This is a genomic window from Achromobacter sp. CSND-B12 (assembly GCF_052906545.1).
Genome location: NZ_JBREGJ010000001.1, coordinates 1,530,001 through 1,555,286 on the forward strand (window position 1 = coordinate 1,530,001; position 25,286 = coordinate 1,555,286).

Consider the following 25,286-nt stretch of genomic DNA (forward strand, 5'->3'; position numbering starts at 1 on the left):
TGATTGCCCTGGCCTCGCCGGAAACGGCGGCGGCGCTGCCCGACAACACCGCCGAAACGCTGGCGCGCCAGCCCCTGCTGGGTGAACGCGACATGTGGCAGCACTGGTTCAACGCGGCCGGCTTGCGGGTGCCGGTCACGCCCGTGGCCACTTTCAACGACGCCGGCATGATGCTGCAGGCCGCCGAACAAGGACTGGGCATCACGTTGGGCCGCGAGCTGCTGGCGGCGGACGCAATCTGCGCGGGGCGATTGGTGCAGGTTTCCCCGGTGACCGTGCATTACGAGCAGGCCCAGACCTATCACCTGGTCTATCGGCCCAGTCTGCGCGACTGGGAACCGCTGGTCGCCTTGAAGCAATGGTTGCGCGATGAACTGGAGCGGTCGGGCAAGGGCCTGGTCACCGCGGCACGCCATGACCCCGCCCTGGCGGCGCGGGACGAGAAGCCATAGACGGTGCCGCCGGAAGCGGCGCTCGCGCCTCAGGCGACCTTGCGGGTCGCGGGCGGGACCGAACGCATCGTGTGGGTCTCATTGAAGCGTTGGTGCCAGGAAAACGCTTCCTCGAGCAGGTGCGGCGTCTGTCCGCCGCGTTCGCAGGCCCGGTCGAAATAGTCCTGCAGCGCTTCTCGGTAGGAAGGATGCACGCAATGCTGGATGATGGCGCGGGCGCGCTCGCGCGGCGCCAGGCCGCGCAGATCGGCCAGGCCGCATTCGGTGACCAGGACGTCGACATCATGCTCGGTGTGGTCCACGTGGGACACCATCGGCACCACACTGGAAATGTCGCCGTTCTTGGCCGTGGACTTGGACACGAAGATCGCCAGATGCGCATTGCGGGCAAAGTCGCCCGAGCCGCCGATACCGTTCATCATGTGCGTGCCGCCAACGTGGGTCGAATTGACGTTGCCGTAGATATCGAATTCCAGGGCCGTATTGATGGCGATGATACCCAGGCGGCGCACGATCTCGGGCGCGTTGCTGATTTCCTGCGGGCGCAGCACGATGCGCTGGCGGTAGTGCTCGATGTTGGCCAGGATCTTTTCGTACACCGGCTTGGACACCGTGATGGACGAGGCCGAGGCGAACGCCAGTTTGCCCTGGTCGAGCAGCTCGATGGCGCTATCCTGCAGCACTTCCGAATACATCGTCAACGATTCGAAATCCGACGATTCGAAGCCGTGCAGCACGGCATTGGCGATGGTGCCGATGCCGGCTTGCAACGGCAGCAGCGAATTGCCCAGTCTTCCGGCGTCGACTTCGCGGCGCAGGAAAGCATTGATGTGCGCCGCGATGGCGTTGGTCTCGGCATCGGGCGGCAAGGCGTTGGACGGGCTGTCCGGCTCCTGCGTGATCACGATGGCGGCGATCTTGTCCGGGTCCACCTCGATGAATGGCCGGCCGATGCGCTGGTCAGCCGACACCAGGCCCATGGGCTCGCGCTTTGGACGATCCGTGGGCACGTAGATGTCGTGCAGGCCCTCGATGGCGGCGGGCACGCCCAGATTCAACTCGATGATGACGCGCCGGGCCTGCTGCACGAACGAGGCCGAGTTGCCCACCGACATGGTCGGCACGATGGCCCCGGTTTCGGTGATGGCGGCCGCCTCGATGATGGCCACGTCGACCGGCCCGATATGGCCGGCGCGCAACTGTTCCGCGGTTTCCGACAGGTGCTGGTCGATGAAGGCGATTTCCCCCTGGTTGATCTTGCGGCGCAGCGTGGTGTCGACCTGGAACGGCATGCGGCGCGCCAAGGCATTGGCCTGCGCCAGCATCTTGTCGGTGTCGTGTCCCAGCGAGGCGCCGGTGATCAGGGTGATGGACAGCGGCTCGTGCTCGGCGCGTCGGGCCAGTTCGGCCGGCACCGACTTGCAGTCGCCGGCGCGCGTGAAGCCGCTCATGCCGACGGTCATGCCGTCTTGGACCAGCAAGGCCGCCTGTTGGGCGGAAGTGATCTTGGCGCGTAGCCCGGGGTGGCGGATACGGTCGGAATGCATGGTGTCTCCTGATTCAATAGCCGGCGACTTGCGGCCGGACGCGGCGGAAGCGCCGCTCGCATCCAGGCGCCGTCTGACGCGGCGTTTCCTGACGTCCGACGCGCATTCCAGCGCGGTTTCGGGACGAATTTCCGGCAGTATAGGAAGCGCCGGCAAAATCTCGTAATGACTTAAAATCATTCAATCCAGTCGTTTTTTTCATTGATTGAGTGTTTCGCGCATTGCGCGGGGATGAGCCATGGACGTGCGCGCCTTACGGTATTTCGTGGAAACGGTCAGGCACGCCAGCTTTACGCAGGCGGCCAAGGCGCTGTTCGTCACGCAGTCGACGGTCAGCAAGATGATCCGGCAGTTGGAAGAGGAGGCCGGCACGCCGCTGCTGGTGCGCGATGGCCACACCGCGCGCCCCACCGATACGGGCCGCGTGATGTACCAGCGCGGCCTGCAAGTGCTGGAAACCATGCGCCAGCTGACCGAGGAAATGCGGCAGACGGCGGAACTGCAACGCGGCTCGCTCGAAGTGGGCATCCCGCCGATGATCAACCTGCTGTTCACGCCGGTGGTCAAACGCTTCCGCGAACTTCACCCCGGGATACACCTGACCTTGCGCGAAGGCACCGGCCGCGCGGTGGAAGAATTGGTCGCCAGCGGCGAACTGGAGGTGGGCGCCACCATCCTGCCGATCGTCCCCGACTGCGGCCTGGCCGCGCGGGCCTTCGGCAGCCATCCGATCTGGGTGATCGGGCCGCCGGACGCGGCCTGGGCCGGCAAGACTTCATTGCCCCTGAGCGCCTTGCGCGATACGCGCCTGCTGATCCCGACGGACGATTTCGCCATGACCCGACGGTTGCGGCAGGCTTTTGCCGACGCCGGCTTGCAACCCGGCATTGCGGCCCAGAGCGCGCATTGGGACTTCCTGGTGGCCATGGCTTCCGCCGGCCTGGGCGCGGCGCTGCTGCCTGAACCCCTGATGCGGCGCATGAAGACCCGCGGCCTGAGCACCGCCCGACTGGCAAAATCGGGATTGCAGTGGGAGGTCGGCCACATCTGGCAGCAATCGGGTTACTTGTCGTACGCCGCCCGCGCCTGGCTGCAAGTGTGCGATGAGGTTCTGGGCGCGGGCAAACGGGTTGGACGCTCCTGAAACGCGGTCGCCGCGAATCTAAGGGGGACACAGAGGAGTTTTTGTTGCAACGGACCGGGTGGCAGCTTGTTATGCTGCCGCCTCGATGCGAGCCTATCGCCCCAAGAAAACATGACCCCGAACCCGCAACATCCGCTTTTTCGCGCCCGTTCTTTCGCCGCGCTGATCGCCGCCTTGCTGCTGGCGCTGTGCCTGGCGCCGGCATTCGCCGCCACGCCCGCTTCGCCCGCCGAAGTCGACAGCATGCTGGCCGGTGCCCGCAAGCAACTCGATGACATCCGCAAACGGGTGCCGGATGAAACCGACGACGCCGAGCTGGTCAAGCAGCGGGGCGATGCGCTCGATATCCAGTCCAAGGCCGACGCCACCGCCGACGCGCTCACGCCACAGTTGACCAGCGTCGCCGCCCGCCTGAGCGAGTTGGGCGCGCCGCCCGCAGGCGCCAAGGAAGCGCCCGACGTCGCCGCGCAGCGTACGCAACTGGAAAAGAACAGCCGCGCGCTGGACGCGCAGATCAAACTGGCGCGGCTGCTGTCGGTCGATGCCGCGCAGACGGCGGAACAGATATCGGGTCTGCGCCGCACGCAATTCCAGGCACGACTCGGGGAACGACGCGATTCCTTCCTGTCGGGGCAGTTCTGGGCCGAATTCCGCGAGGAATTCCCGGGCGACCTCGAGCGGCTGGTGGCGCTGCGCGACGATCTGGTCACAGCGGTCGGCCAGACGCCGAAATGGGGTTGGCTGCTGCTGGCCACGGCGGCGGCGCTGGTGGTCGCGTTGCGAGTCTGGATCGGCCGGGTGCTGCTGCGCCTCACGGCCACGCGTGTGCCGCCGGGACGCCTGCGCCGCTCGTTCCTGGCGGTGGCGCTGTTGACGCTGGCGGTGGCCACGCCAGGCATCATTGCCCTGCTGGCCCACGTCGGCCTGGACTGGAATTCACAGTTGTCGGAGAGCACCGGCGCCCTGTTGGCCAACCTCGTCGTGACGGTCTGTTTCGGCGGCTACGTTTCGGGCCTGGGTTATGCGCTGCTGTCGGCCAACCGGCCGTCATGGCGCCTGCCGCCGATCTCCGACAAGGTGGCGTACCGCCTGCGTTGGCTGCCGGGCGCGCTTGGCGTGCTGGTCGTGATGATCTGGCTGGCCGAGCGGCTGCCGGTGCTGTTGAACGCCAGTCTCACCACCACCATCACGTTGACCGGCATCGTCGCGGTGTTCGTGATGGTGACGATGGCGGTGGCGCTGTCGATCGGCCGCCGGCTGCGGCGCCGGGCGCTGCGGGAAGAGGGCCCCCCTCCGCCCTTCTGGACCTCGCTGTTGCTGACGGCCACCGGCACGGTGCTGCTGATCAGTCTGGCCAGCCTGCTGGCCGGGTATGTCGCGTTCGGCAGCTTCCTGACCAAGCAGGTGCTGTGGGTCGTGATCGTGCTGGCGTCGGCGTACCTGCTGGCCGTGCTGATCGAGGACGGCTTCAGCACCTTGCTCGGCACCTCGCACCGCGATGACAGCGAAGGGCCCAGCCTGCGCGACCAGGCGGCCGTGCTGCTGTCGGGCGTGGGCCGGGTGGCGGTTGCCCTGCTGGCCATCATCCTGCTGCTGGCGCCTTTCGGCGAAGGCCCGATGGATCTGTTGCAACGCTTCGACCAGCTGCGCAAAGGCCTGGCCATCGGCGAGGCCCAGATCCGCCCCGGCGCGGTACTGCAGGCGCTGATGGTGCTGGGCCTGTCGCTGCTGGGCGTGAAGATGCTCAAGCGCTGGCTGTCGAATCGCTACCTGCCCACCACCGAACTGGATCCGGGCATGCAGCTGTCGGCGGCGACGCTGTTCGGCTATGCCGGCTTCGTGCTGGCGGTGGCATTGTCGCTGTCGGCCGCGGGCATCGGGCTGGAGCGGGTGGCATGGATCGCCAGCGCGCTGTCGGTGGGCATCGGTTTCGGCCTGCAGGCGGTGGTGCAGAACTTCGTCTCGGGCCTGATCCTGCTGGCCGAACGGCCGGTCAAGGTGGGCGACTGGGTGTCGCTGGGCGGCGTCGAAGGCGACATCCTGCGGATCAATGTGCGCGCCACCGAGATCCAGATGGGCGACCGTTCCACCGTGATCGTGCCGAACTCGGAGTTCGTGACCAAGACGGTACGCAACGTGACGCGCTCGAATCCGCTGGGACTGGTGCAGATCAAGCTGCCGCTGCCGCTGTCAACCGATGCGCAGCGCGTGCGCGAGTTGATCCTGCAGGCCTTTGCCGACCACGAGGACGTGCTGGAGACGCCGGCACCCAATGTGTTCCTGGATGGCATCGAGGGTGGCAACCTGATATTTAACGCCAAGGGCTACGTCTCGTCGCCACGCTCGGCCTATGGCGTGCGCAGCGCGCTGCTGTTCACGGTGCTGCAGCGCCTGCACGATGCCGGCCTTGAGGTGTCGTCGCCGCCCACGATGCTGCTGGCATCGCCCCCTCCAGCCATGGCCTCGCAGCGCCCCGACGCGGCCGAGGGGCCAGGCGCCGCGGCCGCGCCCGCCGCCACGCCCTGACCACCCGGGTCGATGATCGCGCGCCACAATCGTCAACCCGGCGAGTAGAAATCAAGCAAGCCCTGGCGATCCATCCTCGGATTACGCAGCGGCGGCGAATTGGCCATGATGTTCTGCGCGGACGACACAGGATATGCCTGCGCGACGGGCGCGCTCGCCGCATATTGCGCGCCGGGCGCCGGCGAGGGGGCGTATTGGGCCTGCACCGGCGGCGCGACCTGCGCGACGTTGGGCGTCGGATTCTCGAAGCGGTGATCGGCCGTGGTCAGCGAGGGATTGGTGCACAGTCCCTGCGCGGTGAGGGCGGCCTTGGTGCGGTCATCCGTCTGGCACAGGATGTCGACGGCGGCGGTTTCCAGCCGACGCGAACGCTCGGGGTCCTTGGTGGACGCGGCCGCCTGCATGGTGCGCTCGAAGTTGCGGCGCAGGCTGCACTTCTGGTCCTCGACCGGAAAAGCCACGTTCATGCCGAAGCCCACCACCGAGCCGCCGCCCCCCGCCGACACCATGCAGCTGTCGGAGGAGAACGAACCGTAGAAACTCTGCGCGCCGATCGGCGGGGCGGTGCGCAAGGTGCTCGAACCGTTGCTGTTGGAATTGAACGTGATGCCCTGATTGTTGCCGGCGTTGGTCGAGCCCGATGTCGCCGAGGTGGTCGAGGAAGAAGTACTGGTCTGCGCACCGGCGGAGAAGGCCACCAGCGACAGGGATAAGGCAAGCGCAAGGATTTTCATGATGTCCTCTCGACCGGACGGCCGAAGCCGTCCGGATTGCGTGCTGCTCAGTGACCGAAACCGCCCACGTGGCCCACCGGGCCGATGCCGTGGATCGACGCGGTGGCCCCGATCGCGCCGGCGTTGTACGTTCCCGTCGCCGTTGCGTTGGTGGTGGTGCTGCCGAACGTGGCGCCGCCGTTGGCGATGCTGTCGCCGACCATGATCGGCGCGTTGCCATGGATGTGGCCGTAGGTCTCGCTGGTGGCGTATTGGCGGGTGCTGGTGACCACGGTGGTGCCATCCGGGCTGAACGATCCCCCCGCGGTGGCGACGCCGCCCGTTTCACCAAACGACGTCTGGCTCGACGAGCCGTAGCCGTTGATCTGGGTGGAGACCACGGACGTGCCGGTGGAGACCGAGGATACCGTTCCGGAAATGGTGCCGACGTAGCCAGAGGCGGAAATGCCGGGTTGGCCCGGCCCGGTCGCGTAGGCGGTGGATACCGCGACGAGGGACAACGCTGCGACTGCTGCGAGCTTTTTCATTTGAGCTCCTCCTGATCCGCTGCACGCGGATGAACAGGTGCCGGTGGCCGACCGGCGCGGACCTTTACCACCCCAACGCAGTACGCCTATGAGGCAACGTGGCGCTCGGGACTTTCGTATTGGTACGGAATGATTGCGCCGGACTAAGGACGTCGGTATCGGGTAAACGGGCGACCGGTCCCAAGAGACTGGGGAGGAAGACGTAAAAGATGTCGGGCAATCTGCGACTACCGCGCCGCGGGCCATGCATATGGCCGAGGCCGGACGCCCGTGGCGCCAGATTGCTGCGCCGCATCTCAGCTCATAGGATGGGATGCGCTGGCGCCCCCTCGCACGATTTCCCTAGCGCGCAAGACGGCGGCCCGGCGGGCGCACGCCGTTAGGCTTACTGTCAGGATGAAGGTGGCGCGCGCGACGATGAAGTGGGGCAGGGTCGGGGAGGATCGATTCATCGGCCGGGAAATTTTGGGCCATACTACTCCGCCGGCCGGCCCCTGCCCGGCCTCTTTTATCCGGAGACACCATCATGATCCAGGAGATTGCCAGCATCCACGTGCGCGAAGGACAGGAAGCCCTGTTCGAAGCCGGCGTGGCACAGGCCAAGCCGTTGTTCCTGCGCGCCCGCGGCTGCCACGGCATGGAGTTGTACCGCAGCATCGAGCAGCCGCAGCGCTACACCCTGGTGGTGGACTGGGAAACCGTCGAAAACCACATGGTGGACTTCCGGGAATCCGCCGATTTCCAGGAGTGGCGCAAACTCGTGGCGGGCTTCTTCGTCGAACCGCCGCAGGTGCATCACGAACAGAAGGTGATCTGAGCCTGGGGTACTTTCCGGCGGATGCGGTTCAGGTCCGCCGGGCCATTGGAACGGCGTCGGCTTGCCCGTCCGGCGATGGCCTCAGGCCGCCGCCAGGCGGGAGCTGGCCGCCAGCGCAACGGCCACCGTGGTGCGCACGTCGGCCAGGGCCCGGTGGGTCGGCTCCGAGGCGCCCACGTGGCGCGCCAGCACGTCGAGCTTGTGCGACGGCAGTTCCGGCCAGGCGCGCCGGGCCAGCGCCAGCGTGCAATGGGTGGCGTTGGCGAACGGCAGGCCGGTCTGCAACGCCGCGGCATCCAGGAAACGGCGATCGAACGAGGCGTTGTGGAAAAACACCGGCAAGTCCTCGACGAAATCCAGGAACGCGGCAAATGCCTGTCCCACCGGCACTCCCTGGCGCTCGACCTCCGCCTCGGTGATGCCTGTCAGTCGCGTGATGAACGGCGGCACCGTGGCGCGGGTACGCACCACCTGCGCGTATTCGCGCTCGGCCGCGCCGTCGGCGCCGACCCGGACCGCCGCAAATTCCAGGATCTCGCAGGACGCTGTCGACAGCCCCGTGGTTTCCAGGTCGGCCACCACGAAGGGGCCGCGCAAGGCGTCCAGCGCCGCCGACAGCGCCGCTGAAGGCGCTCGGCCAGCGGCTGGCGAGCGCGCCGCGGCCCCCGGCGCGCGGGCCCTGCGGTAATAGAAGGCTATGCCCTACTCAGCCCGATGCAACGGCGCGAAGCGCGGCGAACCGTCGGCCAACTGGCCGAAGAACAGCTCCGCCGGACGCACCCACAAGCCGCGCGCATGCGGCCACAGGTGCTCATAGACCACCATCGCTTCTTCCGTCTCGGAATGGCGCGCCGTATCGATGTAGCGATAGAGACCGCCCTTGTAGTGGCGATGGGTGGCGAGAGCCAGGGCTTCGGATTCGGTCATGGAGCATTGCCGCAAAAGACGCGGCCCGGGCGGAAAGGCTCCTGCCAGGGCCGACGGGTTCGAACAAGACCGTATTTATAGCGCACTCGGGCCGCGGCCAAGACGCCGCCGCCCGGGCGCTCAGTAGCGCACGTACTCGAGCACCGGCTCGGCCGGCAACGGTGTGTTGGCGGCCGGCCGGGCGCGCACCGCCGGCGCCACCGGCTTGAGCGCGGATTTCAGGACGCGGTTGCCGCCGTGCAACCCGTGGGCCGCCTGCGGCACCGAGGCGGCATCGGCGGTCATGTGAGTGATGTCCTCGGTCACCTCGCCCAGTTTGCCCGACTGGGCCAGCGACACTTCCACCACTTCGGCCATGATCTCCGTGACCCGGCGCGACGACGCCACGATGTCCTCCATGGTGACGCCGGCCGACTGGACCTGGCCGGCGCCGTTCTCGATCTGTTCGACCGAGGTGGTAATCAGTCCCTTGATCTCCTTGGCCGCCGCCGCGCTGTTCTGCGCCAGGCTGCGCACTTCGGAGGCGACCACCGCGAAGCCCTTGCCGTGCGTGCCGGCGCGCGCGGCCTCGACCGCGGCGTTCAGCGCCAGGATATTGGTCTGGAACGCGATGCCATCCATCACGCCGATGATCTCGGAGATGCGCTTGGAACTCTCGGTAATGGCGCCCATGGTGCGCACCACGCCCGCCACGGTCCTGCCCCCTTCTTCGGCCACCCGACAGGCATCCTGAGCCAGCGCATTGGCCTGCCCGGCGCGATCGGCGTTCTCGGTCAGGCCCTGCACCGCTACCCGCAGCGTCTGCGCGGCGGTGAAGCGGCGGGTGATATCGGTGGCGAACTTCACCACTTTGAATGGCCGCCCTTCGGCGTCGAAGATGGGGTTGTAGCTGGCCTCGATCCAGACCTGCCGGCCATTCTTGCCGATGCGCAGGTATTGTCCGGTATCGTGCCGTCCGCTACGGAGCTTGTGCCAGAAATCGGCATAGGCGGAGCCGCGCGCCTCTTCCGGCAACACGAACATGCTGTGATGCCTGCCGCGCACTTCGTCCTCGCGGTACCCGACCGCATTCAGGAACAGTTCGTTGGCACGAATGATCGTGCCGTCCAGCTCGAATTCGATGATGGCCTGCACCTTGGAAATCGCCTCCAGCTGGCCTTCGGTATCGGCCTGGCGCTGCTGCTGCGCGGTAATGTCGGTGGCGTACTTCACTACTTTGAATGGCCGGCCATGCCTGTCGAAAATCGGGTTGTAGCTGGCCTGCAGCCAGACGTCGCCGCCATCCTTGCGAATGCGGCGATAACGCCCTGAGTCATGCGCCCCCTGTCCCAGCCGCTCCCAGAACGCCAGATAATCAGCGGATTCGCGCTCGTCGGGCAACACGAATATGCGGTGATGTTGCCCGATCACTTCGTCCAGCTCGTAGCCCATGGTGTCGAGGAAATTCTGGTTGGCCATCAGCACATGGCCATCGAGATCGAACTCGATAACCGCCTGTGCCTTGTGGATGGCCGCGATCTGCCCGTATAGATCCGCTTTCCGCATGCCGCGTTCGGCGCGCAGCAGGCGTTTTAGGGTAAGCCATTGCATATTGACGTCTCCCGCAGGGAATGGGACGAGTTTGCTGAAAGGCGATGAGGAAACCAGTTGGCTTGTCTGAAACAGACTGCTGGCGCGTCCCACAAACCGGGCCGTGCACGCCGCGCCGCATGCACACGCTTGCCTGGATGTCCGCCGCCAACGCCGCGGCGGGAGGGCAGTGATTACAGGAAGATGAAGAATGTATCCAGTCGAAAATATTTAATCCCAAAAATGGGGCGTTCTCAATATATTCAGCGCGCGTTTACCAAAAAAATTCCGCTCACCGCTATTTCACCGTGTTTCATCGGCGCGCAAGCCGCGGCCTTCCGGATTATTAATAGGGGTTAATACGAATCCGCCCGCCCCCGATTGCGAACCGGAATCGTTATTCCGCGTCCAGTTCCGGATAATGGCGGAATATGCCTTCGCCGAACGGCAGGCGGCGACCGCTGGTGAAATAGGGCTGCAGCGCCGGCAATTCGGCGACACGGCGGTGCAAGGCCATGACATTGGGAAACCTGACCGCCTGCGTCCGCATGCGACGCGGAAAGGCATAGAGCAGGCCATCGACCAGTTGAAACAGCGACAGGTCGACGTAGCTCCAGCGCTTGCCGCCCGCGAGCCAGGCGTCCGGGCCGCTCAGCACCTGCTCGAAGTAACCCAGGAATTTCGGAATGCGCGCTTCGCGAAAATCACGGGCGCGCCGCGCCGCCTCTTCTTTTTGGTCTTCGTAATAATCGCTGGCGGAAATGGGGTGGTGAGTATCGTGCGCCTCGGCCACCATATCGGCGATGGTCAGCTGCAATTGATTCACCCACAGCCGGCCTTCGACACTGGCGGGCGCGAGGCCGTGCTTTTCACCCAGGAACAGCAGAATGTTGGCGGTTTGCGCCAGGGTCATCTTGCCTGCCACCAGGTACGGCGGCGCAAAGGGCGGATGCTTGCGGTCGGACAGCATGTCCTTGACCAGCGCGTCTTCGTCGCCGGCCGGCTCGCGCGCGCGCTCCCGATACGGAATCCCGCCCGCTTCCAGCGCCAGGCGCACGAATTCCCCGCGTCCGGGTATGCCGTCCCAATACCAAAGGTCGTATGTCATGCCGGTCTCCTTGCGGGCGCAAGGCTACGCGGGAAAGACGCTGATTTCGCCTTCGTGCCGCGCGGCCTGCCGCCCGTGGCTTTGCTGATACTGGCGTGGGGATTGCCCGAAATGCGCGCGGAAATCGCGTGAAAAATGCGCGCCGTCGGCAAATCCGCAATCCAGCGCGATTTGCGTGATGCTGCAGGCATTATTAAGCAACAACCAGCTGCCATATTCCAGCCGCAATTGCCGCTGGAACGCCATCGGCGACATGCCGGTGGCCAGGCGGAAGGCCCGTTCCAGCTGGCGCCGGCCCACGCCGACGTAACGCGCGATGGCGTCCAGCGGCGGCGGATTGTCGATGCGCTGCTCGATGAAATGCGCCGCCTGCCGCACGCGCAGGTCCTGGATGCCGGACAGGTCGGTGCGGAAATGCGCCTGCGGCACGCGGCCCGGCCGCGCGCCCTGCAACATCATGTGGCGCATGGCCTGCTGCGCCTTGTCGCGGCCGCAATGGCGCGCCACCAGGTACAGGCCCAGGTCGATGGCGGCGGTGGAACCCGCGCAGGAAATCAGGTCGCCCTCGTCGACGAACAGGCGATCGACCACGGCGCGGGTCTGCGCGAAGCGCTCGCGGAAGGCTTCCAGCACATTCCAGTGCACGCAGACCGTGCGCGGCCCGATCACGTCGGCCTGCGCCAGGGCGAAGGTGCCGGTGCAGATGCCCAGCAGCCGCACCCGCAGCGCCGCCGCCAGCCGCAGCCAATCGCGCAGCGGCTCGGGCATGCGGCCGCTCGAATAATCATTGCCGCCGCAGACCGCGATGTAGTCGAACTGCGCCGGATCGTCGGGCAGGCCGGCTTCCACTTCGATGGTCAGGCCGGCGCTGGAGCAGCGCGGCTTGCCGTCCCAGCTCATCACGCGCCAGGCGGTATGGATCTGGCGGCTGCGGCCGCCATGGTCGCCGGCCAGCCGCAACACGTCGACGAAACCGGCGAACGCCGCCAGCGTGAACTGGTCCAGCAGCACGATGCCGATGGTCAGGGCGGGTTTTCCCTGAGGCGGGCGCGCTTCGCCGTCTTCATAGGAGAGCGGCAAGGACGGGGGTGGCGCGACGACGGACATGACGCAATTATTCAAGTTTATGTCCCGCGCCTTCAAGCTCGTTTTCCCGAGCATCGCCCAAGATGCGCCTGTGGTACTTGAGTCAATGAGTCGCGGATCGACAAATCTACAAGGGGAATCCGACATGGCAACAAACACCCGCAGCGCGCTGGGCGCGGCTGCGCTCGGCGCGGGGCTGCTCCTGGCTTCGCACGCGGCGCTGGCGCAACAGCAGAAAATCACCGTCGCCTGGTATGGCGGCAACTGGGGCGACGCGTTCCGCGCCTGCGTGGCCGAGCCCTTCACCAAAGCGACCGGCGTCACCGTGGTGCCGGAAGTCGGCACCTCCACCACCACGCTGGCCAAGCTGCAGCAGCAGAAGGCCGCGCCCACCATCGACGTGGCCTGGATGGACGGCGGCATCAGCGAGCTGGCGCAGCAGGCCGGCGTGCTGGATGCGCTGGACGGCAGCGCCATTCCCAACCTGAAGAACGTCATCGAGCAGGGCGTGTACCGCGACGGCAATGCCGCCTTCGCGGTCAGCACCGGTTATTACTCGCTCGGCATCACCTACAGCACCAAGGAGGTGACGCAGCCGCCGAGCAGCTGGAAGGACCTGTGGAAGCCCGAGTATGCCGGCGCAGTGGCGGTGCCCTCGCCCGCCAACTCGTCGGGCGTGCCGTTCATCTTCTTCCTGGCGCGGGTGTGGGCGATCGACCCGTCGAACCTGGGGCCGCTCTATTCCAAGCTGGCCTCGCTGGACACCGCGCTGTTCTTCGACAGCTCGGGCGCGGCCACCAACGCCTTCCAGAGCGGCGAAGCGGTGATCGGCGCGCACTTCAACGTCGGCGCCTGGGACCTGATCGACAAGGGCCTGCCGATCGGCTTCAGCGTGCCCAAGGAAGGCGTGTGGGCCACCGACGCCCGCCTGCACCTGGTCAAGGGCGCGCCCAACAAGGCCGCCGCGCAGAAGTTCATCGACACCGCGCTGACGCCGGACGCGGCCGCCTGCCTGGCGACCAAGCTGTACCTGGGCTCGGCGGTCAAGGACGTGCAGGTCTCCAAGGACGTGGCCCGCAAGCTGCCCTGGGGCGCGGAAGGCTCGGTCAAGAACCTGAGCCTGTTCGACTGGAACATCATCAACGCCCGCCGCGCCGAGGTCACCGACGCGTGGAACCGGCAGGTCGCCCGCAAGCGCTGAGCAAGGTCCGTTCCCCATGTCCGCTTTGCTCACCATCGAAGGCGTGTCGATGCGCTTCGGCGCCTACCAGGCGCTGGACCGCATCGACCTGGCGATCCAGCAGGGAGAGTTCGTGGCGCTGCTGGGCCCCAGCGGCTGCGGCAAGACCACGCTGCTCAAGTCGATCGCCGGTTTCCTGCAGCCGGAATCGGGCCGGATCCTGATCGACGGCCAGGACGTCAGCCGGCTGCCGGCGCACAAGCGCCCGCTCAATACCGTGTTCCAGAACTACGCGCTGTTTCCGCACATGACGGTGCAGGAGAACGTCGCCTACGGTCCGCGGCGCCAGGGCGCGTCGAAATCGGAAGCGGCCGAGCGCGCCCGGGGTGCGCTGGACATGGTCGGCCTGGCCGACTTCGGTCCGCGCTATCCGCGCGAGATGTCCGGGGGCCAGCAGCAGCGCGTGGCGCTGGCGCGCGCCATCGTCAACCAGCCCAAGCTGCTGTTGCTGGACGAGCCGCTGTCAGCGCTGGACCTGAAGCTGCGCAAGCGCATGCAGCTCGAACTCAAGCATCTGCAGGCCCGCCTGGGCATCGCCTTCATCTTCGTCACGCATGACCAGGAAGAAGCGATGACCATGGCGGACCGCGTCGTGGTCATGCACGCCGGCCGCATCGAGCAGGTCGGCGCCGGCACCGACATCTACCGCCAGCCGGCCACGCGTTTCGTCGCCGAGTTCATCGGCGACGCCAATTTCATCGCCTATACCGTGGCCGATGACGGCGCCCTGATGCTGGATGCCCAGGGCCTGCGCGTGCCGCTCGCCCAACGCCCGGCGGCGGGTCGCGGCCTGGCCGTGCTGCGGCCCGAAGACCTGAAGCTGTGCCAACGCGCGGACGCCATGCTGACCGGCACCGTGAGCGACGTGATCAACGTGGGCAGCCACAGCATGATCCACGTCGACATCGGCGGCCAGACGCTGGTGGCGCGCCACGGCGGCCTCGCGCCCGGCGGCCTGCATGCCGGCGGCGAGGTGACGCTGGCGTTCGCGCCCGCACACCTGCACCTGATCGGCGGCCAGCCATGACGCGGCGCGCCTGGCTCTCTCCCGGCCTGCTGCTGGCGGCCCCGGTGCTGTTCTTCGCGGCCTTCTTCCTGGCGCCGCTGGCGGTGGTGGCGCTGGCCAGCGCCACCGGCGGACCCGACGGACTGACGCCGACCGCCGCGCAATACATGAAGGTGCTGGCCGACCAATACCACTGGGACGTGATCCTGGTGACGTTCCGGCTGGCCCTGTTCACCACCGTCGCCTGCCTGCTGCTGGGCTATCCGCTGGCCTGGTACCTGGTGCGCGTGGTGCGCTGGCAGGCCTGGCGCCGCGCCTGCGTGATCCTGCTGGTGGTGCCGCTGTTCACCAGCAACATCGTGCGCGCCTTCGGCTGGATGGTGCTGCTGGGCCGCAACGGCCTGGTCAACCAGGGCCTGATGGCGACCGGCGCGGTGGACCGGCCGATGCGCTTCATCGGCACCGAGCTGGGCATCCTGATCGGCATGGTCTACGTGCTGCTGCCGTTCGTGGTGCTGGCGGTAGGCAATGCGCTGGCGCGGGTCGATCCGGCCTGCGAGCAGGCTTCGGCCGACCTGGGCGCGAGTCCGGCCGCGACCTTCCTTCACGTGACCTGGCCACTGACGCTGCCCGGCGTGGTGTCGGGCGCCATCATCGTCTTCACGCTGGCGGTCAGCGCCTACGTGACGCCGGCGCTGCTGTCGGGCGGCCGCGTCACGGTGCTGTCGATGCTGATCTTCCAGCAGTACAGCACGGTGTTCGATTTCCACTACGGCGGCGCGCTGAGCATGGTGCTGCTGGTCTTCACCCTGATCCTGGTGGCGCTGGCCAACCGCGCCGCCGCCTTGCCGGGAGCCGCGCGATGATCGCCCGCCACCTGATCCGCCTGACCGCGCTGGCCGTGCTGGCCTACCTGGCGCTGCCGCTCGTGGTGATCCTGGGCGCATCGTTCACCGCCACGCCGTACCTGGCGTTTCCGCCGCAGGGCTGGACGCTGGAGTGGTACCGCACCTTGCTGGTCGAGGCCGGCTATGTGGCCGCGTTCACCACCAGCACGGTGCTGGCGCTGGCCGCCACGGTGGCGGCGGTGCTGCTGACGGTGCCGGCGGCGCTGGCGCTGGCGCGCTACGAGTTCCCGGGCAAGGCCGCGCTGACCTCGGTGCTGATGTCGCCGCTGGTGCTGCCGCACATCGTGCTGGGCGCGGCGCTGCTGCAATTCGGCGCGTACTTCGGCCTGACCCGCAGCTTCCTGTCGCTCCTGATCGGCCACGTCGTGATCATCGCGCCGTTCGTGCTGCGCTCCACCCTGACGCTGCTGACGCCGGAACAGCGCGCGCTGGAGGAAGCCTCGGCCGACCTGGGCGCCAATCCGTGGACCACGTTCTTCCTGGTGGTGCTGCCGCAGATCCGCCCGGGCATCGTGACCGGTTCGATCTTCGCCTTCATCTCGTCGTGGATCAATGTGGAGCTGTCGATTTTCAACACCACGGCGGACCTGAACACCATCCCCGTGAAGCTTTTCAACTACGTGCAATACACGATTGATCCGACCATCGCAGCCGTATCGGGCGCCACGATCGTGGCTGCGGTCGTCGCCATCGTGATCCTGGATTTGACCGTCGGGCTGGACATGCTGTCCGAACGCGGCAAATAACTTTCCTCTTCCCCCTATCTACCGCCTGGAGTCACTGTCATGCGCAAGCAAGACGCGTTCGATGTCATCTATACCCATACGGAAGGCGAGCCCCTGTGCATCGTGCACAGCGGCATTCCGTACCCCGCCGGCTCCACCATCCTGGAGAAGCGCGCGTTCCTGGAGCGGCACTACGACTGGCTGCGCAAGGCGCTGATGCGCGAGCCGCGCGGCCACAAGGACATGTTCGGCGTGTTCCTGACGCCGCCGTCCAGCCCCGAGTACGACGCCGGCCTGATCTACATCGACGGCACCGAGTATTCGCACATGTGCGGCCACGGCACCATCGCGGTCAGCATGGCCATGGTGGCCAACGGCCTGGTGCCGCGCGGCCAGGACGGCATCACCCGCATCCGCTTCGAGACCACCGCCGGCCTGGTGGTGTCGGAAGTGGCCTCGGAAGGCGACAATGTGCTGTGGACGCGCTTCGAGAACGTGCCGGCCTATGTCGCGGCGCAGGACATCCCGGTGGAATTGCCGGGCTACGGCACGCTGTCGGCCGACATCGTCTGGGGCGGCAACTACTTCGGCATCGTCGACCTGTCGAACTGCGACCTGCGCATCTCGCCCGACAACGGCACCGAGCTGTCGCGCATGGGCCTGATCGTGCGCGACCAGCTCAATGCCCGCCAGCGCATCCAGCATCCGACCGAAGCGCATATCAACAACCTGAACTTCATCACGTTCTGGCACCAGCCGACGATCGAGGGCGCGTTCTACAAGAACGTGCACGTGTTCAGCGCCGGCCAGCTCGACCGCTCGCCCGGCGGCACCGGCACCAGCGCGATGATGGCCATGTTCGAGGCGCGCGGCAAGATGGGGCTGAACCAGCCGATCAGGTCCGAAGGCCTGCTGGGCAGCGGCACCTTCGAAGGCTGCCTGCTGGGCGAGGTCGACCTGAACGGCACCCGCGCGGTGCGGCCGACGGTGAAGGGCACGGCCAGCATCCTGGGCACGGCGCGCTGGGTCATCGACAAGAACGATCCGGTGGGCGCGGGATTCCTGATCCGCTGAAGATGCGGGGCGGCCGGCGCGAGCCGGCCGCTCGCGCGCGTTCGTCGAAAGATAGGACGAGAGGAATGGCTCAAAGGACTTGTCGCGTCGTCGTGCCGCAAATAGGCTATCCAGGTCGCCCACGCCTTTGGAATTCTCTACATGCCACGCCGTCCAACGCCATCCCAACGCCCCCCGTGCGGGAACACTGCCAATCGGATCCTCCCCCGGAGCTGCCGCCTCCCTATCTACCCGGCGTTGATCAGCGGGACGAAAACGCCTGGCTCAAGCGGCTCGAAGCGATAAGCCGGGCCAGCAAGGCGGATCCATCCCGCCTGCTCACCCCTGGCGAGGTTCTGGCCGCGCTCGCCGCGGAGCGCGCCAGACGACCTTCAGGCCGCTGACATGTTCTGCGTCGTGTTCACGCCGGACGCGCTCCGCGACATCGTCAACATGCAACGGTATTTCAGCGCGGCGGGGACTTCCGCAACAGCGGACGGCTATGTCGACGGCGTAATCCAGGCCGGCCTGGACCTGGCCCATTTTCCAAGACGCGGAGCGCGGCGCCATGCCGCCAACCCCAATCTCCGCTTCCTGCATCATCAGCAGCGTTGCATCATCGCCTACTCGCTGAACGATGACGGGTCCTTGACCATTCTTGGCGTGTTCTACGGAGGCCGCGACTATAGCCACCTGCTCCATGAACCCGCCAGGCCATACCGCGTGAGAACCTACCGGAAACTTGCGGCAATCCCGTCGCCGGGCTTAGGATGGAGCCACGGCCAGACCGTGCGCCGGCTGAAGGCGCCCGGCACGGACTCGGGCCGGCGCGTGAACCTTGCCAGCGATTCGGGAGCACATCGTGAAGAAAGTTGCTGAGATTCTCAGGGAAAAGGCCAACCCCGCCGTCGTGACCGTCTCACCGGACTCGTCCGTGTACGACGCCATCAAGACCATGGCCGAGCGCAGTATCGGCGCCGTGGTGGTGGCGCAGGGCGACGAGGTGCTGGGCATGCTGACCGAGCGCGACTACGCCCGCAAGATCGTGCTGCAGGACCGCTCGTCGCGCACCACCAAGGTGCGCGAAATCATGACCGATTCCGTCTTCTACGTGCGTCCGGAAGACACCCGCGAACACTGCATGGCGCTGATGACCGAACGTCACTTCCGCCATCTGCCGGTCATCCAGGACCAGAAGCTGGTCGGTCTGGTTTCCATCGGCGACCTGGTCAAGGACGTCATGAGCGAACAGAAGTTCATCATCACCGAACTCGAACGCTACATCACCGGCGAGCGCGGCTGAACGCCATCTCCGGCATCACCGGGGGCCTCGCGGCTAACCCGCCGCGAGGAGCCGCGACGCCGGCACCACCAAGCCCAGGCCGGCCGCCAGCAGCAGCACGAACACCATCCGCTTGACGGTCTTCATCGACCCGGCGGTGGCATAGCGGCGCGCCACCCACGTCACGCCGATCACCACCGGCAGGGCCTGCAGGCTCAGCCAGAACGAGGTCGCCATGAAGGCGCCCTGTCCCGCCACCAGCGTCAGGCGCACCACGGCGTTCAACGAAAACAGCACCAGCAGGCTGTTGCGGATCGACGCCAGCGGCAGCGGCTGGCGGTACAGGTGATAGACCATGGGCGGCCCGGCGCTGGAGAACAGGCCGCCCAGCACGCCCGAGACGCCGCCGAAGAACAGGAACGACGCGCGCGATGACAGGCGCGCCAGCGGCTGGGTGCGCGCCACCAGCAATACGGCGCAGGCCATGATGGTGAGGCCCAGCAGCAATTGCAGCAGCACCGCCATGGCGCCACTGATCCAGGCGAGCGCGGCCACGCCCACCGCCACGCCCGCCAGGCTGCTGAGCAGCGCCGGCGCCATCAACGGCCAGTTGACCTGGGGCTTGGCGCGCGCCAGCGTGACCACGGCGTTCACCAGCGAGAGGACGCTGACCACATTGGCCACCTCGGACACGGACGCCAGCTGGAACACCCCTGACAGGCCCAACAGCACCAGGCCAAAGGCGAAACCGGTCATGGTCTGGGCGTACGTCGCCAGCGCCACGCAGGCGAGGAACAACACGTGTTGGAGGATGCTCATGCTGGGGCGGAGCCTGACCTGCCTCGGCTCGGCCCCGCCGCGAAATATCGCGATCCGGAGCGGAACGACTTGGGGGAAACGGCGTATCAAGAGGGGTGTTCGACGCCGGCGATGATAGCACCGGGTCCAGGGCTTGCCTGGCGGTTTTCCTACATTTTGTAATAATCAGATGCGCTCATGCACCCCGCCCGCCGCGCCCGGCCGCTATCCTTGCCGCCCAGTACGCCCGCCGCGCCCGGGCGGGCCGCGCCATCCCGGCGCCACCCCGGACGCGGCCCGCCCGTCCCCACGCATGACACCCAAACAGACCACGATCAATACGGTGACGCTGACCTGCTCGACCTGCGGCAGCGCCCAGTTCACCAAGCTGGACACCAACGAGTACCAGTGCAGCCATTGCCACGCCGTCACCCTGGTCGAGGACAACGTCGCCCAGCGGCTGGAGAAGATTCTGCGCGGCATGCACCAGCCGGCGCCAGCCGCCAAGCTGCAGCCCGGCGCGGTCATCGCGATCGGGCTCGTGGTGCTTGCCGCCATCCTGGTGCCGGTCACCGCCTCGTTGTTCACCAGTGGTTCGTCGAACCGCCCGCCTTCGCGCGCGGCGCCTCCCCCCATCGATGCGGCGCTGGTCAAGCTGACGGACGTGCAGGAGGTGCGTTCGCGTGGCCGTAGCCAGCTGGTGATGCTGATGCGCAACGAGACCGGCAAGAAGATCGATGCGCCGCGCGTCACCGCCACGTTCTACCAGGGCGAGCTGACCCTGTCGTCCTCCTCGGGTTCGCCGATGGCGCGCACCCTGCTGCCGGGCGAATACACCCCGGTGACGATCTCCCTGCCGGACACGGCCTATAGCCGCTACGTCCTGAAGCCGGCCACGCCGTCGCTGGCGCACAGCAACGCCCGCGAGGTCGCCGCCGACAAAGTGCAGTTGGTGCGCAACGATGGCGCCTATCGGCTGGTGGGCCTGCTGCGCAACAAGGGCACGGCCGCGGCCAGCAGCACCCAGGTGACGGTGATGCTGTACGGCGAGGACGGCAAGCTGATCGGCACCGGCAATGGCTACGGGTCGGCCAGTCCGCTCGCCCCCGGCGCACTGACCTCGTTCGACGTGCGCTGCGACATGCTGGCCGAAGGCAAGGTCGGATCCTACGATTACATGGTGCAAAGTGAAGGCTGACCGTTCCCCTGCACGGCCCCTGTCGCGGCCCACCCGGGCCGGGCTGGTGCTGATCATCCTGGCCGCCGGCGGCTATGCCCTGGCCAAGTACAACGGCCTGCTGCCCTGGGACGCGCCCAAGGCAGCCCAGGCCGCGCCGGCGCCCGCCGCCGCGACGCCGGTTCCCGAAGGCCCCGCCAGCCGCATCGTGCGTGTCAGCCCCGCCAACCCACGCATCATCGACGATGTGCGATTGACCACGGCCGAACTGCTGGATCCGGACTTCGCCCTTTTCGATCCGGCGGCGCTGGCCTTGTCGCCGCCGCGCCGCCTGCTCGACGAGATCGAACGCCCGCTGCTGCTGGCCGAGGTGGTCAACCGCAGCGACAAGTATGTGGCGTTGTCGCCGGGTATGGAGATCTCGGTGTTCGACGGCTCGCGCCCCCTGCGTCTGCGCCAGGAATGGTCGCTGCCGGCCATGCTCTATCCCGGCGAGCGCATTCCGGTACTGTTGAACGGCGAGAATTTCGAGCGCTATTCCGAGGTCAAGACCCACTGGAAGCCGGCCAAGCGCGCGGCCCTGCCCGGCTCGCGCCCGGCGCTGGACATCAGCGTCGAAAACACCGAGGCCGGCATCGGCACCGGCACCCTGAATTTCACCTACCGCTATCGCTACAAGTACGTCACCGTGCATGGCCGGGTGCGCAACAACGACAACGCCGAGATCGACAACGTCAAGGTCTGGGTCAGCCTCTACGACGCCCAGGACAAGCTGACCGGCGCGCGCTATTCGGAGCTGCGCCTGCCCAAGCTCAAGCCGGGCGAGAGCGCGCCGTTCCAGCTGGACGTCAAGCAGTATGGCGCCAACTTCGCCCGCGTGGGCGTGGTGTACGACGCCAAGGCCAACTGAGCCACGGCCGCGGCCCGCCCGCAATTGATTGAGGCAGCGCAAAGGCACCGTTACCCCACCGCGGGTACGGCGCCTGACGCAGCGCCCGCAACGTCCCGCCCTGGACGCCCCCCCGGCGCGGAAGGCTGAATCGACCCCATTTTCACCCACGGCAGACCGCCGCCGCCATGCCGGGCGACGCCCCGGCGTGGCCCGCAGGCAACGCCTATCGACCCAAGTCTTATATAAGATATAAGACATTTGCTAGCGGCCCCCTCTTCCCTCTACAATTCCGGCGACAACCCTTCTTCCAACCCGACTTTGAGCAGGCCTCACATGCTGGATACTTACCGCCAACACGTTGCCGAACGCGCGGCCCTGGGGATTCCCCCGCTGCCCCTGACGGCAAAACAAACCGCTGAACTGATCGAACTGCTGAAGAACCCGCCCGCGGGCGAAGAGCAGAACCTGGTCGATCTGCTGACCCACCGTGTTCCGGCCGGCGTGGACGATGCCGCCAAGGTCAAGGCCTCGTATCTGGCCGCCGTGACCCTGGGCACCGAAGCTTGTGCCCTGATCAGCCGCGCCAAGGCGACCGAACTGCTCGGCACCATGCTGGGCGGCTACAACATTGGCCCGCTGGTCCAACTGCTCGACGACAAGGAAATCGGCACGATCGCCGCCGACGCCCTGAAAAAGACCCTGCTGATGTTCGACGCCTTCCACGACGTCAAGGAAAAGGCCGACAAGGGCAACGCCAACGCCAAGTCCGTGATGCAGAGCTGGGCCGACGCCGAATGGTTCACCAGCCGCCCGGAACTGCCCGAAAGCCTGACCATCACGGTCTTCAAGGTGCCCGGCGAAACCAACACCGACGACCTGTCGCCGGCCCCGGACGCCACCACCCGCCCCGACATCCCGATGCACGCCCTGGCGATGCTCAAGAACAAGCGCGACGGCGCCGCCTTCCAACCGGAAGAAGACGGCAAGCGCGGTCCCGTGAAGTTCATCGAATCGCTGAAGGAAAAGGGCCACCTGGTCGCCTACGTCGGCGACGTGGTCGGCACCGGCTCCTCGCGCAAGTCGGCCACCAACTCGGTGCTGTGGTTCACCGGCGAAGACATCCCCTTCGTGCCGAACAAGCGTTTTGGCGGCGTGTGCCTGGGCAACAAGATCGCCCCGATCTTCTACAACACCATGGAAGACGCCGGCGCCCTGCCGATCGAACTCGACGTTTCCAAGATGGAAATGGGCGACGTGGTCGAGCTGCGCCCCTATGAAGGCAAGGCCATCAAGAACGGCGAAGTCATCGCCGAATTCGAAGTGAAGTCCGACGTGCTGTTCGACGAAGTGCGCGCCGGCGGCCGCATTCCGCTGATCATCGGCCGCGGCCTGACCGCCAAGGCGCGCGAAGCGCTGGGCCTGGCCCCGTCGACGCTGTTCCGCCTGCCCAAGGACCCGGCCGACACCGGCAAGGGCTTCTCGCTGGCCCAGAAGATGGTCGGCCGCGCCTGCGGCCTGCCGGAAGGCCGCGGCATCCGTCCGGGCACCTACTGCGAACCGAAGATGACCTCGGTCGGCAGCCAGGACACCACCGGCCCCATGACCCGCGACGAGCTCAAGGACCTGGCCTGCCTGGGCTTCTCGGCCGACCTGGTGATGCAGTCGTTCTGCCACACCGCCGCCTATCCCAAGCCCGTGGACGTCAAGACGCACCACACGCTGCCCGAGTTCATCAGCACCCGCGGCGGCGTCTCGCTGCGTCCGGGCGACGGCGTGATCCACTCGTGGCTCAACCGCATGCTGCTGCCCGACACCGTCGGCACCGGCGGCGACTCGCACACCCGCTTCCCCATCGGCATCTCGTTCCCGGCTGGTTCGGGCCTGGTCGCCTTCGCCGCCGCCACCGGCGTGATGCCGCTGGACATGCCGGAATCGGTGCTGGTGCGCTTCAAGGGCAAGCTGCAGCCCGGCGTCACCCTGCGTGACCTGGTCAACGCGATCCCGCTGTACGCCATCAAGCAGGGCCTGCTGACGGTCGCCAAGCAAGGCAAGAAGAACATCTTCTCCGGCCGCATCCTGGAAATCGAAGGCCTGCCCGACCTGAAGGTCGAACAAGCCTTCGAACTGTCGGACGCCTCGGCCGAGCGTTCGGCCGCCGGCTGCTCGGTGCGCCTGAACAAGGAACCGATCATCGAGTACATCAACAGCAACATCGTGATGCTCAAGTGGATGATCGCCAACGGCTACGAAGACGAGCGCACGCTGGGCCGCCGCATCAAGGCGATGGAAGCCTGGCTGGCCAATCCCCAGCTGCTGGAACCGGACGCCGACGCCGAATACGCCGCCGTCATCGAGATCGACCTGGCCGACGTGCACGAGCCCATCGTGGCCTGCCCGAACGACCCGGACGACGTCAAGACGCTGTCGGAAGTCGCCGGCGCCAAGATCGACGAAGTGTTCATCGGCAGCTGCATGACCAACATCGGCCACTTCCGCGCGGCGTCCAAGCTGCTCGAAGGCAAGCGCGACATCCCGGTCAAGCTGTGGGTGGCCCCGCCCACCAAGATGGATGCCACCCAGCTGACCGAGGAAGGCCACTACGGCGTGTTCGGCACCGCCGGCGCCCGCACCGAAATGCCGGGCTGCTCGCTGTGCATGGGCAACCAGGCGCAGGTCCGCGAAGGCGCGACGGTGATGTCCACCAGCACCCGCAACTTCCCGAACCGCCTGGGCAAGAACACCAACGTGTACCTGGGTTCGGCCGAACTGGCCGCGATCTGCTCGAAGCTGGGCCGCATCCCGACCAAGGACGAGTACATGGCCGACATGGGCGTCATCAACAAGAGCGGCGACCAGATCTACCAGTACCTGAACTTCGACAAGATCGCCGACTACAAGGACGTGGCGGACGTGATCGAGGTGTAAACCTCGCCACGTAGGCTCGCCTGCGACACGGCCCCGGAATGATCCGGGGCCGTTTTCATTGGCGCGGCCCACGGGTTTGGCGAAGCCGCAGATAGGACGGACACACCCTGCCATGCGTCCGAAAGTAGGGGACGGAACTTTCACGACGATACGTTTTCATACAATCACCGCAAATCGTGACAAGCAAGACGTAACCGCCGCCCGCCGGCACCGGGAGAAAACCGCCAATGACACGGCTCTTGATGCCGCTGCCGCTGCTGACCGCGCTGGCCGGCTGCGCCACCGCCCCGCCCTCGAATCCCGAGAACATCTGCGCCATCTTCCGCGAAAAGCCGGATTGGCACGACGCCGCGCTGAAGGTGCAGAAGAAATGGGGCGCGCCGGTGCCGGTGCCAATGGCGATGATGTACCAGGAATCCAGCTTCAAGCAGGACGCGGTGCCGCCGCGCTATTACTTCCTGGGCATCATTCCGTGGGGCCGGGTCAGTTCCGCCTACGGCTACGCCCAGGCCAAGGACGAAACCTGGGCCGATTACAAGAAAGATGCCGGCGGCTGGGGCGCCAGCCGCGACAATTTCGCCGATGCGCTCGATTTCATGGGCTGGTACATGAACAAGACCCAGCGCCTGAATGGCATCTCCAAATGGGACGCCTATGGCCAGTACCTGAACTACCACGAGGGCTGGACCGGCTATCGCAACCGCAGCTACGACCGCAAGGCGTGGTTAAAGACCGTATCAAAGAAAGTGCAGGCGCGCGCCGACAAGTTCGCCAGCCAGTACAAGAGCTGCGAGAAGGACCTGACCCGCGGCGGCTGGTTCTTCTGAGCCGGCGAGCGGGACA

At 66.6% G+C, this 25,286-nt stretch carries 24 protein-coding genes (1 of these 24 running past the window's edge); 15 read left to right on the forward strand and 9 right to left on the reverse strand.

Going from position 1 to position 25,286, the window contains the following annotated elements; all coding sequences use genetic code 11:
• Positions 1–452: the end of a LysR substrate-binding domain-containing protein gene (locus tag ACUTAG_RS07085; RefSeq protein ID WP_020926880.1), read on the forward strand. The gene continues 496 nt to the left of window position 1, outside the view; only the last 452 of its 948 coding nucleotides appear in the window; its start codon lies beyond the left edge, outside the window; it ends in the stop codon at positions 450–452.
• 29 nt (positions 453–481) lie between these two features.
• Here ACUTAG_RS07085 and ACUTAG_RS07090 read toward each other — a convergent pair whose 3' ends face one another.
• Positions 482–1,999 (reverse strand): acetyl-CoA hydrolase/transferase family protein, encoded by a 1,518-nt coding sequence (locus ACUTAG_RS07090; RefSeq protein WP_148319174.1) that lies wholly within the window; start codon positions 1,997–1,999, stop codon positions 482–484.
• Positions 2,000–2,237: 238 nt separating this feature from the next.
• Here ACUTAG_RS07090 and ACUTAG_RS07095 point away from each other — a divergent pair, with 238 nt between their 5' ends.
• Complete coding sequence (locus tag ACUTAG_RS07095) at positions 2,238–3,143, forward strand: LysR family transcriptional regulator (RefSeq protein WP_054498053.1); 906 nt, start codon at positions 2,238–2,240, stop codon at positions 3,141–3,143.
• A gap of 111 nt (positions 3,144–3,254) precedes the next feature.
• On the forward strand, positions 3,255–5,669 hold the full coding sequence (locus ACUTAG_RS07100; RefSeq protein WP_053514801.1) for a DUF3772 domain-containing protein: 2,415 nt from the start codon (positions 3,255–3,257) through the stop codon (positions 5,667–5,669).
• Positions 5,670–5,701: 32 nt separating this feature from the next.
• On the opposite strand, the gene ACUTAG_RS07105 is transcribed toward ACUTAG_RS07100, so the two are convergent.
• Complete coding sequence (locus tag ACUTAG_RS07105) at positions 5,702–6,403, reverse strand: hypothetical protein (protein WP_148319175.1); 702 nt, start codon at positions 6,401–6,403, stop codon at positions 5,702–5,704.
• Positions 6,404–6,450: 47 nt separating this feature from the next.
• Positions 6,451–6,930, reverse strand: a complete 480-nt coding sequence (locus ACUTAG_RS07110) for a hypothetical protein (protein WP_020926875.1) — start codon at positions 6,928–6,930, stop codon at positions 6,451–6,453.
• A 526-nt stretch (positions 6,931–7,456) separates the two neighbouring features.
• On the opposite strand from ACUTAG_RS07110, the gene ACUTAG_RS07115 reads away from it, so the two are divergent.
• Positions 7,457–7,747 carry an antibiotic biosynthesis monooxygenase family protein gene (locus ACUTAG_RS07115; protein ID WP_020926874.1) on the forward strand — a complete coding sequence of 97 codons (291 nt, stop codon included), beginning with the start codon at positions 7,457–7,459 and terminating at the stop codon, positions 7,745–7,747.
• An 81-nt stretch (positions 7,748–7,828) separates the two neighbouring features.
• Here the strand turns inward: ACUTAG_RS07115 and ACUTAG_RS07120 are convergent, their stop codons facing one another.
• The 5 genes from ACUTAG_RS07120 to ACUTAG_RS07140 all read right to left on the reverse strand — a co-directional run bounded on the left by ACUTAG_RS07120 (position 7,829) and on the right by ACUTAG_RS07140 (position 12,458).
• Positions 7,829–8,446, reverse strand: a complete 618-nt coding sequence (locus ACUTAG_RS07120) for a 3'-5' exonuclease (RefSeq protein WP_020926873.1) — start codon at positions 8,444–8,446, stop codon at positions 7,829–7,831.
• Between the two features lie 3 nt (positions 8,447–8,449).
• A complete protein-coding gene (locus tag ACUTAG_RS07125) occupies positions 8,450–8,674 on the reverse strand; it encodes a DUF1653 domain-containing protein (protein ID WP_024070026.1) in 225 nt (74 codons plus the stop codon).
• Between the two features lie 120 nt (positions 8,675–8,794).
• Positions 8,795–10,264, reverse strand: a complete 1,470-nt coding sequence (locus tag ACUTAG_RS07130) for a methyl-accepting chemotaxis protein (RefSeq protein WP_058665079.1) — start codon at positions 10,262–10,264, stop codon at positions 8,795–8,797.
• Positions 10,265–10,640: 376 nt separating this feature from the next.
• On the reverse strand, positions 10,641–11,351 hold the full coding sequence (locus tag ACUTAG_RS07135) for a glutathione S-transferase (RefSeq protein WP_148319177.1): 711 nt from the start codon (positions 11,349–11,351) through the stop codon (positions 10,641–10,643).
• Between the two features lie 24 nt (positions 11,352–11,375).
• Positions 11,376–12,458: a GlxA family transcriptional regulator gene (locus ACUTAG_RS07140; RefSeq protein WP_024070028.1), complete on the reverse strand. Its 1,083-nt coding sequence runs from the start codon at positions 12,456–12,458 to the stop codon at positions 11,376–11,378.
• 124 nt (positions 12,459–12,582) lie between these two features.
• Here ACUTAG_RS07140 and ACUTAG_RS07145 point away from each other — a divergent pair, with 124 nt between their 5' ends.
• The 7 genes from ACUTAG_RS07145 to ACUTAG_RS07175 all read left to right on the forward strand — a co-directional run bounded on the left by ACUTAG_RS07145 (position 12,583) and on the right by ACUTAG_RS07175 (position 18,672).
• Positions 12,583–13,638, forward strand: a complete 1,056-nt coding sequence (locus ACUTAG_RS07145) for an ABC transporter substrate-binding protein (protein WP_148319179.1) — start codon at positions 12,583–12,585, stop codon at positions 13,636–13,638.
• 16 nt (positions 13,639–13,654) lie between these two features.
• Positions 13,655–14,704, forward strand: a complete 1,050-nt coding sequence (locus tag ACUTAG_RS07150; protein WP_054501155.1) for an ABC transporter ATP-binding protein — start codon at positions 13,655–13,657, stop codon at positions 14,702–14,704.
• Positions 14,701–15,549: an ABC transporter permease gene (locus ACUTAG_RS07155; protein WP_024070031.1), complete on the forward strand. Its 849-nt coding sequence runs from the start codon at positions 14,701–14,703 to the stop codon at positions 15,547–15,549. Before ACUTAG_RS07150 ends, ACUTAG_RS07155 begins: the two co-directional genes overlap by 4 nt.
• Entirely contained in the window at positions 15,546–16,337 is a 792-nt protein-coding gene (locus ACUTAG_RS07160) for an ABC transporter permease (RefSeq protein WP_054428328.1), read from the forward strand. The genes ACUTAG_RS07155 and ACUTAG_RS07160 overlap by 4 nt, the downstream gene beginning before the upstream one ends.
• A 39-nt stretch (positions 16,338–16,376) precedes the next feature.
• Complete coding sequence (locus tag ACUTAG_RS07165) at positions 16,377–17,390, forward strand: proline racemase family protein (RefSeq protein WP_148319180.1); 1,014 nt, start codon at positions 16,377–16,379, stop codon at positions 17,388–17,390.
• Positions 17,391–17,774: 384 nt separating this feature from the next.
• Entirely contained in the window at positions 17,775–18,248 is a 474-nt protein-coding gene (locus ACUTAG_RS07170; protein ID WP_054516057.1) for a type II toxin-antitoxin system RelE/ParE family toxin, read from the forward strand.
• Positions 18,232–18,672 carry a CBS domain-containing protein gene (locus ACUTAG_RS07175; RefSeq protein WP_006383925.1) on the forward strand — a complete coding sequence of 147 codons (441 nt, stop codon included), beginning with the start codon at positions 18,232–18,234 and terminating at the stop codon, positions 18,670–18,672. The genes ACUTAG_RS07170 and ACUTAG_RS07175 overlap by 17 nt, the downstream gene beginning before the upstream one ends.
• 33 nt (positions 18,673–18,705) lie before the next feature.
• Here the strand turns inward: ACUTAG_RS07175 and ACUTAG_RS07180 are convergent, their stop codons facing one another.
• Positions 18,706–19,470, reverse strand: a complete 765-nt coding sequence (locus ACUTAG_RS07180; RefSeq protein ID WP_148319182.1) for a TSUP family transporter — start codon at positions 19,468–19,470, stop codon at positions 18,706–18,708.
• Positions 19,471–19,762: 292 nt separating this feature from the next.
• On the opposite strand from ACUTAG_RS07180, the gene ACUTAG_RS07185 reads away from it, so the two are divergent.
• From ACUTAG_RS07185 to ACUTAG_RS07200, 4 genes are all read left to right on the forward strand, one after another.
• A complete protein-coding gene (locus tag ACUTAG_RS07185; RefSeq protein WP_148319184.1) occupies positions 19,763–20,647 on the forward strand; it encodes an FxLYD domain-containing protein in 885 nt (294 codons plus the stop codon).
• The gene (locus ACUTAG_RS07190; RefSeq protein WP_148319186.1) at positions 20,637–21,536 is read left to right on the forward strand and encodes an FxLYD domain-containing protein; all 900 of its coding nucleotides are present in this window, start codon (positions 20,637–20,639) and stop codon (positions 21,534–21,536) included. Before ACUTAG_RS07185 ends, ACUTAG_RS07190 begins: the two co-directional genes overlap by 11 nt.
• Before the next feature lie 315 nt (positions 21,537–21,851).
• Positions 21,852–24,443 (forward strand): bifunctional aconitate hydratase 2/2-methylisocitrate dehydratase, encoded by a 2,592-nt coding sequence (gene acnB / locus ACUTAG_RS07195; protein ID WP_148319188.1) that lies wholly within the window; start codon positions 21,852–21,854, stop codon positions 24,441–24,443.
• A gap of 227 nt (positions 24,444–24,670) precedes the next feature.
• A complete protein-coding gene (locus ACUTAG_RS07200; RefSeq protein ID WP_006383920.1) occupies positions 24,671–25,270 on the forward strand; it encodes a transglycosylase SLT domain-containing protein in 600 nt (199 codons plus the stop codon).
• Positions 25,271–25,286: the final 16 nt, after the last annotated feature.

What these genes read in the sequence shown, in the direction of transcription:
- ACUTAG_RS07160 (WP_054428328.1), top strand. Translation starts at nt 15,546, where the DNA reads ATGATCGCCCGCCACCTGATCCGCCTGACCGCGCTGGCCGTGCTGGCC.
- ACUTAG_RS07155 (WP_024070031.1), top strand. Translation starts at nt 14,701, where the DNA reads ATGACGCGGCGCGCCTGGCTCTCTCCCGGCCTGCTGCTGGCGGCCCCG.
- ACUTAG_RS07125 (WP_024070026.1), bottom strand. Translation starts at nt 8,674, where the DNA reads ATGACCGAATCCGAAGCCCTGGCTCTCGCCACCCATCGCCACTACAAG.
- ACUTAG_RS07105 (WP_148319175.1), bottom strand. Translation starts at nt 6,403, where the DNA reads ATGAAAATCCTTGCGCTTGCCTTATCCCTGTCGCTGGTGGCCTTCTCC.
- ACUTAG_RS07150 (WP_054501155.1), top strand. Translation starts at nt 13,655, where the DNA reads ATGTCCGCTTTGCTCACCATCGAAGGCGTGTCGATGCGCTTCGGCGCC.
- ACUTAG_RS07170 (WP_054516057.1), top strand. Translation starts at nt 17,775, where the DNA reads ATGTTCTGCGTCGTGTTCACGCCGGACGCGCTCCGCGACATCGTCAAC.
- ACUTAG_RS07100 (WP_053514801.1), top strand. Translation starts at nt 3,255, where the DNA reads ATGACCCCGAACCCGCAACATCCGCTTTTTCGCGCCCGTTCTTTCGCC.
- ACUTAG_RS07090 (WP_148319174.1), bottom strand. Translation starts at nt 1,999, where the DNA reads ATGCATTCCGACCGTATCCGCCACCCCGGGCTACGCGCCAAGATCACT.
- ACUTAG_RS07185 (WP_148319184.1), top strand. Translation starts at nt 19,763, where the DNA reads ATGACACCCAAACAGACCACGATCAATACGGTGACGCTGACCTGCTCG.
- ACUTAG_RS07140 (WP_024070028.1), bottom strand. Translation starts at nt 12,458, where the DNA reads ATGTCCGTCGTCGCGCCACCCCCGTCCTTGCCGCTCTCCTATGAAGAC.
- ACUTAG_RS07095 (WP_054498053.1), top strand. Translation starts at nt 2,238, where the DNA reads ATGGACGTGCGCGCCTTACGGTATTTCGTGGAAACGGTCAGGCACGCC.
- ACUTAG_RS07110 (WP_020926875.1), bottom strand. Translation starts at nt 6,930, where the DNA reads ATGAAAAAGCTCGCAGCAGTCGCAGCGTTGTCCCTCGTCGCGGTATCC.
- ACUTAG_RS07165 (WP_148319180.1), top strand. Translation starts at nt 16,377, where the DNA reads ATGCGCAAGCAAGACGCGTTCGATGTCATCTATACCCATACGGAAGGC.
- ACUTAG_RS07180 (WP_148319182.1), bottom strand. Translation starts at nt 19,470, where the DNA reads ATGAGCATCCTCCAACACGTGTTGTTCCTCGCCTGCGTGGCGCTGGCG.
- ACUTAG_RS07130 (WP_058665079.1), bottom strand. Translation starts at nt 10,264, where the DNA reads ATGCAATGGCTTACCCTAAAACGCCTGCTGCGCGCCGAACGCGGCATG.
- ACUTAG_RS07115 (WP_020926874.1), top strand. Translation starts at nt 7,457, where the DNA reads ATGATCCAGGAGATTGCCAGCATCCACGTGCGCGAAGGACAGGAAGCC.
- ACUTAG_RS07200 (WP_006383920.1), top strand. Translation starts at nt 24,671, where the DNA reads ATGACACGGCTCTTGATGCCGCTGCCGCTGCTGACCGCGCTGGCCGGC.
- acnB (WP_148319188.1), top strand. Translation starts at nt 21,852, where the DNA reads ATGCTGGATACTTACCGCCAACACGTTGCCGAACGCGCGGCCCTGGGG.
- ACUTAG_RS07135 (WP_148319177.1), bottom strand. Translation starts at nt 11,351, where the DNA reads ATGACATACGACCTTTGGTATTGGGACGGCATACCCGGACGCGGGGAA.
- ACUTAG_RS07145 (WP_148319179.1), top strand. Translation starts at nt 12,583, where the DNA reads ATGGCAACAAACACCCGCAGCGCGCTGGGCGCGGCTGCGCTCGGCGCG.